The 9294-nt window shown below is 26.9% G+C and carries 7 protein-coding genes; 5 read left to right on the top strand and 2 right to left on the bottom strand.

Annotated features, from left to right (window positions below; translation table 11 throughout):
- The 5 genes from RI68_RS03940 to RI68_RS02435 all read left to right on the top strand — a co-directional run.
- The coding region (locus tag RI68_RS03940) for a hypothetical protein (RefSeq protein ID WP_038104683.1) at positions 1-1200 on the top strand (1200 nt) is incomplete at its 5' end.
- Between the two features lie 74 nt (positions 1201-1274).
- The gene (locus tag RI68_RS02450; protein ID WP_017193655.1) at positions 1275-1805 is read left to right on the top strand and encodes an inorganic diphosphatase; all 531 of its coding nucleotides are present in this window, start codon (positions 1275-1277) and stop codon (positions 1803-1805) included.
- Positions 1806-1976: 171 nt separating this feature from the next.
- Positions 1977-2429 (top strand): SsrA-binding protein SmpB, encoded by a 453-nt coding sequence (gene smpB, locus RI68_RS02445; protein WP_017192550.1) that lies wholly within the window; start codon positions 1977-1979, stop codon positions 2427-2429.
- Between the two features lie 151 nt (positions 2430-2580).
- Positions 2581-4578, top strand: coding sequence for an NAD-dependent DNA ligase LigA (gene ligA / locus RI68_RS02440; protein WP_017193654.1), 1998 nt, complete (start codon positions 2581-2583; stop codon positions 4576-4578).
- Positions 4579-4604: 26 nt separating this feature from the next.
- A complete protein-coding gene (locus tag RI68_RS02435) occupies positions 4605-4946 on the top strand; it encodes a holo-ACP synthase (protein ID WP_017193653.1) in 342 nt (113 codons plus the stop codon).
- A 65-nt stretch (positions 4947-5011) separates the two neighbouring features.
- Here RI68_RS02435 and RI68_RS02430 read toward each other — a convergent pair whose 3' ends face one another.
- Positions 5012-5941, bottom strand: a complete 930-nt coding sequence (locus RI68_RS02430) for a hypothetical protein (RefSeq protein WP_017193652.1) — start codon at positions 5939-5941, stop codon at positions 5012-5014.
- 324 nt (positions 5942-6265) lie between these two features.
- Entirely contained in the window at positions 6266-9160 is a 2895-nt protein-coding gene (locus RI68_RS02425) for a S1 family peptidase (RefSeq protein ID WP_017193651.1), read from the bottom strand.
- Positions 9161-9294 lie beyond the last annotated feature (134 nt).

Genomic DNA, 9294 nt, shown 5'->3' with positions numbered 1-9294 from the left:
TTTTTTATTTCGACAGTTTTATTTTATTTTAACTCTTTTTCTGTTTATGCTATGGAAAAAAGCCAAAAAAAAGAAGAAATAGAATTAAACATTTTAGAAGAAAAAAAAACAAGACAAATGATAGATAAAAAATCTTTATCTTCAGATGATGATATAATTTCGCAACAAGAAAAATTTGATGAATCCGCTGCGATTGATGTTTCTTTTTCGTTGTTAGAAAATCATTATAAAAAAAATTCATCCAAAAAACATTCTTTTATAGGATGGAAACATGATTTTGGTTCTTTGTTTTCTAAAAAAATAAGGCTTTTTTATAATGTAGCCCAAGTTAAAACAGTTCCTTGTATTTCTTTCCAAGAATGGTTAAACTTTAAACAGTTATGTTTTGGCCTTGTGGATCATCATATTCCTAAAGTTAATCTTTTATTTGATTTGATTGATTTTTCCGGCATTAAAGAAGAGTTTGTTGACGATAAATACGATAGAATAGCTTTAGAAACAGTTGATTTTTATCGTTTATTGAAGAAAGAACCATCTTTAGGGTGTTTTTATTTTAAAAAGAACGAAATAAAGGCGGTCGATTCGGTTAATATTTCGTTTTGCAATTGTAAAAACACAGGTTATTCTTTGTTAGAATTGATCCATGAAATAATACATTTTAGAGACAATGATTTAGATACTTTAAAAAAACATTTAGTGATTTATGTTCAACATTTAATGGAAATCGTGAAAGGAGAAAATATTTCTGAAGAAGTAGACCTTTCTATCGAACAGTTATTGGATAAAATCACTACTTCAACTGATATTGAGTCCTTGGAGCAAAATTTATTATTTCATTTGATTAAAAATTTAAGCTATAAATATGTTCCAGAAAAATTTTCCATCCATTCTACTTTGGAAAATAAAAAAATCAAACCCTTACAAGAAATGAAACTGACTTTATCTTTTGCACCACAACATCAAACTATTGGCTTTTTGTTAAAAATAAAAAATGACGCAGAAAACAATTTTTATCTTTATTTATATGAAATTTTTAACGAAGAAAAAAATGAACCAGAAAAATTACAATTTATCGATAAAGTGATGATTTCTAGCATCCAGAAAAATAAAGAGATGTTTTTTAATCATTTATCTATTAACGTTTTAAAAAGGAAAACTTTGTTTGTTAAAGGGATATCTTTATTTAACGCACGCATTTAAAAAATCAACATTATCTTGAATAGTGCAAAAAAATAATAAATAAAATAAATTTTTAATTTTAAACGGAGAAAATTATGAATATAATGAACGATATTAATCCTAAGAGAATCACTGAAGACCAATTTGTTGTTTTAATCGAAATCCCTCAAGGTAGTAAGAAAAAATACGAAATTGATAAAGAAACAGGCTTGTTATCATTAGACCGCTATTTGACGACGTCTTTTTGTTATCCTGTTAATTATGGTTTTGTCCCTTTAACTTATTGCGAAGATAACGATCCGCTGGATGTTTTTGTTTTATCCCAAGCGCCCTTAGATCCGATGGTTTTAGTGAATTGTCGTCCTCTCGGAGTTATTCGCATGATTGATAACGGAGAATTAGATGAAAAATTGATCGCTGTTCCTGTGAGAGATCCTTTAATGGAACAGTACCAAGATATTAAAGAATTGCCTCAACCTTTAGTAGCCGAAATAGAACATTTTTTACTTCATTATAAAGATTTAGACAAAAAAACAGTTTCTATAGAAAAAATAGAAGGAAAACAAGAAGCTAAAAAAGTTATTAAACGTTCTTTAGTTGCTTACCAAGAAATCACTAAAAAATAACACTGTTTTAATTGTTGTAGTTTTCTTATTTTTCAAAAAGACTTATCGCCAATGATATGTCTAATTTTTATTTTTAAAATTTATTTTTTGAAATGTATGAATGATTATAATTGTTTTTATGTTATTTTTATTTCGCATTTGATAAAATAACGAAAGAGATGACGAATAACAATGAAAACAACTGTCATTTTAAATAAAAAAACTTCTTATGATTATTTCTTAGATAAAAAATATTGTGCTGGAATTAAATTATTGGGTAACGAAGTTAAATCTATCCGTTTAGGCAAAGTTAATTTAGATAGTTCTTACATTTATTTTGTGGGCGATGAATTGTTTGTTTATAATATGAAAATCACTAAATATGATTTTAGTAATAATTTTGATTTTGAAGAAAATAGGAAAAAGAAGCTTTTGTTGAAAAAGCAAGAAATTTTACAAATAAAAAGTAAAATTAAATTGAAAAATTTTAGCGTTATTCCGATTAAACTATTCTTAATTAAAAACTTTTTTAAATTAGAGTTCGCTTTAGCTCAAGGTAAGAAAAAATACGATAAAAGAGCTGATTTAAAGAAAAAAGATGATAATTTAAGAATTAAGAAAGCTTTAAAATATTCTGAATATTGATCTTTTCTTTTTAAATAATTTCTGTTTTACCTTTTTAAAAGACCTTTTCTAAGGTCTTTTCTTTTAAAAAGGAAATAAAATATAGAACGTTTTTTAACGTTCTTAAGGATAAATAGCGTTAATATGTTATAATTTAAGCAAGGTGAAAAGAATGAAGACAGAAATAGTAAATAAAATTAAATTTTTAACAGACTTGATTAATAAAGCTAATTATGATTATTATAATTTAAACACTTCTGAAATAAAAGATCAACAGTATGACGCTTCCTTGCAAGAATTGATTTCTTTGGAAAAAAAGTACCCTGAATATAGATTAAATTATAGTCCTACTTTTAAAATAGGCGGAGCTGTTAATTCTAAATTTAAAAAAATCGTTCACGAAGTGCCCATGTTATCTTTAGAAAATGTTTTTGACTTTAAAGAGTTAAAAGACTTTTATAATCGTGTTTTTAAAAAAGTCAGTCGTTCCCATTTTATTACGGAATTGAAAATTGATGGAGTGGCGATTAATTTAAAATATGAAAAAGGTATTTTAGTCCAAGCCACTACTAGAGGGAACGGGCAGGTAGGAGAAGCGGTGATTGATAACATTAAAACCATTAAAAATATTCCTTTAAAACTACAAAAAGATATCGATTTAGAAGTGAGAGGGGAAATTTTTTTTAAACATGATGATTTTGCAAAATTAAACACTTTACAGGTAAAAAATAATAAACCTCCTTTTTCCAACCCTCGTAATGCCGCTTCAGGGACAATTAGGTTATTAAATTCTGATACCGTATCTCAAAGGATTTTGTCTTCTTTTATCTATCATATCGTCAAACCGCCTGCTTTTGTTAAAACTCAAAAAGAGGTTTTGGACTTTTTAAAGGAAATGGGTTTTTCTGTTAATCCTTATTATCATGTGGCAGATTCATTTGAAGCATTAATTACTCATATTAATCGATATGAAAAATTAAAAGATACTTTACCTTATGATACGGACGGAGTTGTGGTTAAAGTCAACCAATTAGAACTTCATCCCCTTATTGGTTATACTAGTAAATTCCCTAAATGGGCCATAGCTTATAAATTTAATTCTTCCCAAGGAGAAACTATTGTTAAAAAAATTACCTTTCAAGTGGGTAGAACTGGTTCTGTGACTCCTGTAGCGGAATTATTGCCGGTTATGGTTAGTGGTAGTGTTATTTCTAAAGTTTCTTTGCATAATTATGATTATATTCGCAAAAAAGACATTAGGATTGGGGATACTGTTTTAATACATAAATCCGGTTCTATTATTCCTGAAATTATTGACATTATTCAAGAAAAAAGGACCGATCAAACTCCTTTTAAAATGATTACTCATTGTCCTTTTTGTCAAACGCAGTTAGATAAAAAAGCTTATGAAGTAGATTATTTTTGTTTAAATGAAGTTTGCGAAGAAAAACAAATTAAAAAAATAATCCATTTTGTTTCCCGAGAAGCGATGGATGTTAATGTTTTAGGAGAAAAAACTTTAATTCTGTTTTTTCAAAAAGGTTTTGTTAAAAAAATATCTGATTTATACTCTTTAAACTCTTTTCGTAGTCAATTAGAAGACTTGCCAGGCTTTAAAAGTAAAAAGGTTAACAATATTTTAAAAGCTTTAGAAACCAGCAAATCTCAACCTTTTGAAAGGCTTTTGTTCGCGTTAGGTATTAAACATATTGGGATTAAGGTTGCTAAAATTTTAGTTCAAAAATATCACAACATCTATGCTTTAAAAGAAGCTACTGAAGAGGACTTATTGTCTATCCCTGAAGTAGGTATTAAAATTGTTGAAAGTCTGGGAGATTATTTTAAAAAACCTCAAAATTGGGAAGAAATAAATCTTTTAATGCAACATAATCTTCAATTTCAAAACGATTATAAAAATAAAACAAAAGTTCAAGATAATTTTTTTAAAGGTAAAAAAATTGTTTTAACAGGTAGTTTGAAACATTATTCGCGCAAAGAAATATCTTCTCTTTTAGAAGAAAAAGGCGCTTTAATCGTTAATTCTGTTTCTAAAAACATAGATTATTTAATTTGTGGTCACGATAGTGGTTCTAAATTAGTCAAAACTCGCGTTTTAGGAATTAAAATTATTAATGAAGAAGAACTGGAACAAAGGTTATCCGAAAGATAAAAAGAAAAAAGGTAAAAAATAATAAAATGAAAAATATTGGTGTGGATTTGGTCGAAATAAAAAAAATAAAAGATGTTGGATTGGACAAAATAGCTAATAGAATTTTATCTCTTAAAGAACACGAATGTTATGCTACTATCACTAATAAAGAGGTAAAGTATAGTTATGTCGCAGGAAGATGGGCCGCTAAGGAAGCTATTTTTAAAGCTTACGCTAAAGGCGATTTAACTCATAATTATTCTGATTGGTCTATTTTAAACCATGAGCCTTATGGTTTGCCCTGCGTTATTGATCCTTATCAAAATAAAATCATGATTTCTATTTCGCACACAGATAATTACGCTATCGCTTTTGTTGTTTTGATGTGATAATTGATGATATAAATTCGTTTAATAAAAATAAATAAAAAAGAGCTTTATAGGCTCTTTTTTATTTATTTTTCAATATTAAGACTTGGTTCCTGTTTTTCAGGGAAAAAAGTTTTCTTTTCTTTTGTTTTAAAAGAAAGATAAATTATATATAAAGCGAATATAATCAAATGAAAGATAATCAGGATTAATAAAATGTTTTGCCATTTTTCTAAGGCTTGTTGGTTTTTTTCTAAACGTTCTAATTGAGCTTTTTTTTCTTGGGGTTTTTCTAATGTGTAATTAATGAATGATTTTAATTTTTCTTTTATTTGATTATATTTTTGTAATGCATCTTCGAAATAAATTTTCGCGCGGTCTAATTTATTATTCATAGAGGGACTTTTATCCTCTATTTCGTAACTTTCAAATAAATCGTTCCCTTTTTTCATCAAAGATAAAGCGCTATTGTCTAATTCATCATTTTGGATTTGGTCAGTAATCTCTTTTTTGAAAGCGATTAAGACTTCGTTATCTCCCGCAGATAGATTCACTAATGACAACCATTCTTGGACTGATTTTTGTTTTTCTTCTACTCTTTGTTTGGTTAATTTGGTGTTGTATTTTTTGAGTCGAGTGATAATTTTTTTAAATTCTTCATTAACATTGTTGAATGAAGTTAATAAATCGTCAAAAGAGGGTTTTTCTTCTTTGTCTTCTTCTTTTTCATGTTCTGTTATGTCTGCTTCTGTTTGTGCTGTTTGGTATTGTTTTTCGCAAGCTGCCCATTTGCTGATAATTGTTTGAGAATTTTGTTGATTTTCTAAATTATCGATAAATCCATCAAATTCTGAATGATCTTCTTTTTGATTTTGAATTAGTTGTTTTAATTTTTTAGCAATCCCTAATTCTCTTTCTGCTATTTCTTTATTGTTTAATAGTTCTTGACGTATGGGAATAACGTTCTTTAAATTATTGTTAGCCCCGAAAAGAAGCTTATTATTAATTAAAACCAAAAGAAAAACGGTTAAAAGGAGAATAAAGATTTTTTTTATTGATTTTTGATGTGATATGTGATAATGATAATTGTTTATTGTTCTAAACTCTTTTCTAATTTAAGTTTGATGTTTAAAATGGATTATAATGGATTATATTATCATTTTTGAATTTTTCTTTTCCAAAATTCAATATTAAAAAACAAATATAATCCGCTTGCATTATAACATAAAAAGATTTATAAAAATAAAAAAGAAAACCTCTGAGGACTCATTTTTAGTATAACCTTTAGATGAATTTGGGGAAGGTTTTATTTTTGGAGATTTAGCTAATAGAAACCAAGATTAAATATGGATTTTTTTCCATTTCTTTTTTCTTTTGTTGTAATCATTAGGCAAAAAGATAATGACAATAAAAAGGATAATATTTAAGAAAATAATTGAAAAAATTTGGTTAGCATTATTTTTTAATTTTTGATAACGGAACAATTTAACCACACTTTTCTCTTTGATATTAGAAGTTTTTATAAAGTGAAGTGGAGTGTTGAAATTGTCGCTGACAACATCATTGATCCCGATAAAATAATTATCTTTATCAAAAAAAAGAAAATTTAATGTTTTCTTTTTATGTTTTAAGTTGAAAACAGAATCAAATAAAGCCGAATCTCCTTTCAGACTGCCGACTTTGCTTTTGAAAAATTGGGGAAAATTAACTTTATTATCTGAATTGAATAGATAATACGCTTCTTGGCCTATTTTTAAATCTGAAATTTTGGTCATTTCTGCGATAGGATAATTATAATCAGATTCAAAAGTTAATAAAATTAAATTATTTTTATCAAAAAGAAAACTTTGTAAATGTCCTTTTTCTTTTCTTTTGCCTTCATCAGGAGTAGAGGTAATAATATTAATTTCATCTGAAAAAACATTGATAAAATTATGGATCCAATTATCGATCTTTTCGTATTTTTGATCTTCAAATTCATAGTCATTATTGTAATTAGATAAAACGTAATATAAAAATTTATTATTGGCTAATCTTTGTTGATGAAGAATAACGCCATTACCGTTTTGACCGTTACCTTTATGCCAAACGATTAAAGAATTTTTGATCTTATCTGATAAATCTATCTTTTCTTTTTTTGGGGCATTTTTTAATTCTAAAGATAAAAAAGAGTTATCGCCTTTATATAAGTCATAGTTATTAAATTTACGTGTGTAAGTTGCGGAGATTTTTTTATTTTCTTTATTGCGTTTGTGTATAATTAATTCTAAGTTTTCATATCCCTTTTTGCCATCTATTTTGTTTAAGTGAATTTCTAAATCTTCTTGATGAGGGTCCATGAAAAAGATTTCCTCTTTATAATCGTAATTGCCGACTAAATAAATCAAAAATTTGTTCGTTTTTTTTGTCTTCTCTTGAGAAGAGGAAAAAAAAACGATTGGTTTTTGATCCAAGAGCAATAAATCTTGAACAAAAAAATTTATTTTGCTAGGTTTGTTGTCTTTAAATTTATTTTGAAATTTCTTTATTTTATTTTGCAAAATACTTTGGTAATCTTTACCTTCAAAAGTTGGATTTACTTGAAGTCTTTGTTTCATTTCTTCAAATCTTTCGTTAATGTGGATCATATTGATCGCTTGGGAAAAACTATCGGTGGTTTTATCACCTTGAAGAACGCTTCTATTCATCCCTATAATTTGACCTTTATTGTTAAACACCATTCCTCCGCTATTGCCGCTATCGATTTGAATATTGAAATTAATTTCTTTTTCATTATGGTAAATAATGCTACCTTTTTTCAATAAATTAATTTCTGGATATTGTCTAGGATTTTGAGAGATGGGATTGACATAAGGCCATCCGGAACCTAAAAAAGGATAATTATTTTCTTGATTTTGTAGTATTTCGTTTTCGTATACGAAAGTGAAATGTATTTTAGGGTTTTTTATCAATTGAGAACCTATACTATAAATATCTTCCCCTTCTTTTAAGGGTAGAGATGGTTCTTGTTGGAGAAAAGGTTTTTTCGCTGTTTTTAAAATATCTTTCACTTTTTTAAATAATTCATGGTCGGAATCAATAAAAGTGACAATACCTATGTCATCTGTATCGCGCTTATTATCGATATAATTATATACAGAAGCTGTTTTCTGTTTAAATTCGTGGTTAAAAATATGAATAATTTCGTTTTTGCGCGCGTGTTCTATTACGTGGCGATTCGTTAAAAGATAATATTTATATTTTATTTCCCCTGTATATTTATCTTTAATTTCGTCTATGTCCCAAATAAAACCAGAACCTAGAAAATCTTTATAATTGATTAAAAAATTAAGTTTCGAGAAAGAACGAATTTTGCCGGATAATGATTCTTTTTCAGAAAGAGACGAATCTTCTAAAGGAGAAATGGTTTCAGTAGGCAATTCTGTATGATGTGGTTTTTCAATATTTTTTAAAGAGGCTGAACAATAAGTATCAATTAAGTATTTTTTTAAATATTGTTCAAAGGAGATAACTTTTTCAGGAAAATTTTGATGAATTAAACCTAAAAAAAGACCGTTTTGATCTAAGAAGATATTAAATTTTTTGTCTTCTTGGCCTTTTTCTTTGATCTTGATTGGCAAAAAAAATTTATTATGAGTATCTTCTTGTTGGAAAAATTCTTCATCTTCCTCTATGGTTATGGTATGGATGATACATTTTAAAAAATTATACATACTGTTAGAAGTGATAATATAGTTAATTTCGGTTTTGTTATTTTTATTCTCTTTATCAGGCAAAGAAATGCCGATAAATTCACCTTTGTTGTTGAAAAAAATTTTATTATTTTTACCTTTAATAGAAATGGGCAAATAATGGGTATTATTTTCGTCGTAATCTTCACTTATGATACCTTCTTGGAATGGCTTGATATTTTCTTTTGTATCCAAGGTAAAAGCGTATACTGTTTCGCCAATGTGGAATTTATGCCTTTTCAATTCATAAGAAGAAGCTGGTTTTTCTTTGTTTTTTTCTTTTTCGAAAACAGTTTGGATGTTTTTGTGAATTTTTTCAATAATTTCGCATTTCTTTTTCATATCGTTATCGTTTGTCTTGAATAATGGATTATTTTGGTTATAATGAAAAAGGTTTGGTTGTGTTTCCAAATTAAAAAACATACGGTAATAAAAAAAACCGGCCAACAAAAAGATAAAAAAAGAAATGAATAAGTATTTTTTGGGTATTTTATTCACGTACATAAAGTTATTTTGTTTTTCTGCCTTCTTTTAGTATTATGATATATTTAGCTTTATAAAATAAATAAATAGAATTGTTTTTTAAGGTCTTAACTATATTATATACTATTTTTTATCTGAGAAAAAGGAGACTTATT

This window comes from Vaccinium witches'-broom phytoplasma str. VAC (assembly GCF_000309405.1).
In the GTDB taxonomy this organism is placed as follows: domain Bacteria; phylum Bacillota_I; class Bacilli_A; order Acholeplasmatales; family Acholeplasmataceae; genus Phytoplasma.
The sequence above is the reverse complement of the archived record's forward strand: the minus strand, read 5'-3'. Positions and strand labels throughout refer to the sequence as shown.

Coding starts and splice junctions, on each gene's coding strand:
- RI68_RS02425 (WP_017193651.1), bottom strand. CDS start 9,160: ATGTACGTGAATAAAATACCCAAAAAATACTTATTCATTTCTTTTTTT.
- ligA (WP_017193654.1), top strand. CDS start 2,581: ATGAAGACAGAAATAGTAAATAAAATTAAATTTTTAACAGACTTGATT.
- RI68_RS02450 (WP_017193655.1), top strand. CDS start 1,275: ATGAATATAATGAACGATATTAATCCTAAGAGAATCACTGAAGACCAA.
- smpB (WP_017192550.1), top strand. CDS start 1,977: ATGAAAACAACTGTCATTTTAAATAAAAAAACTTCTTATGATTATTTC.
- RI68_RS02435 (WP_017193653.1), top strand. CDS start 4,605: ATGAAAAATATTGGTGTGGATTTGGTCGAAATAAAAAAAATAAAAGAT.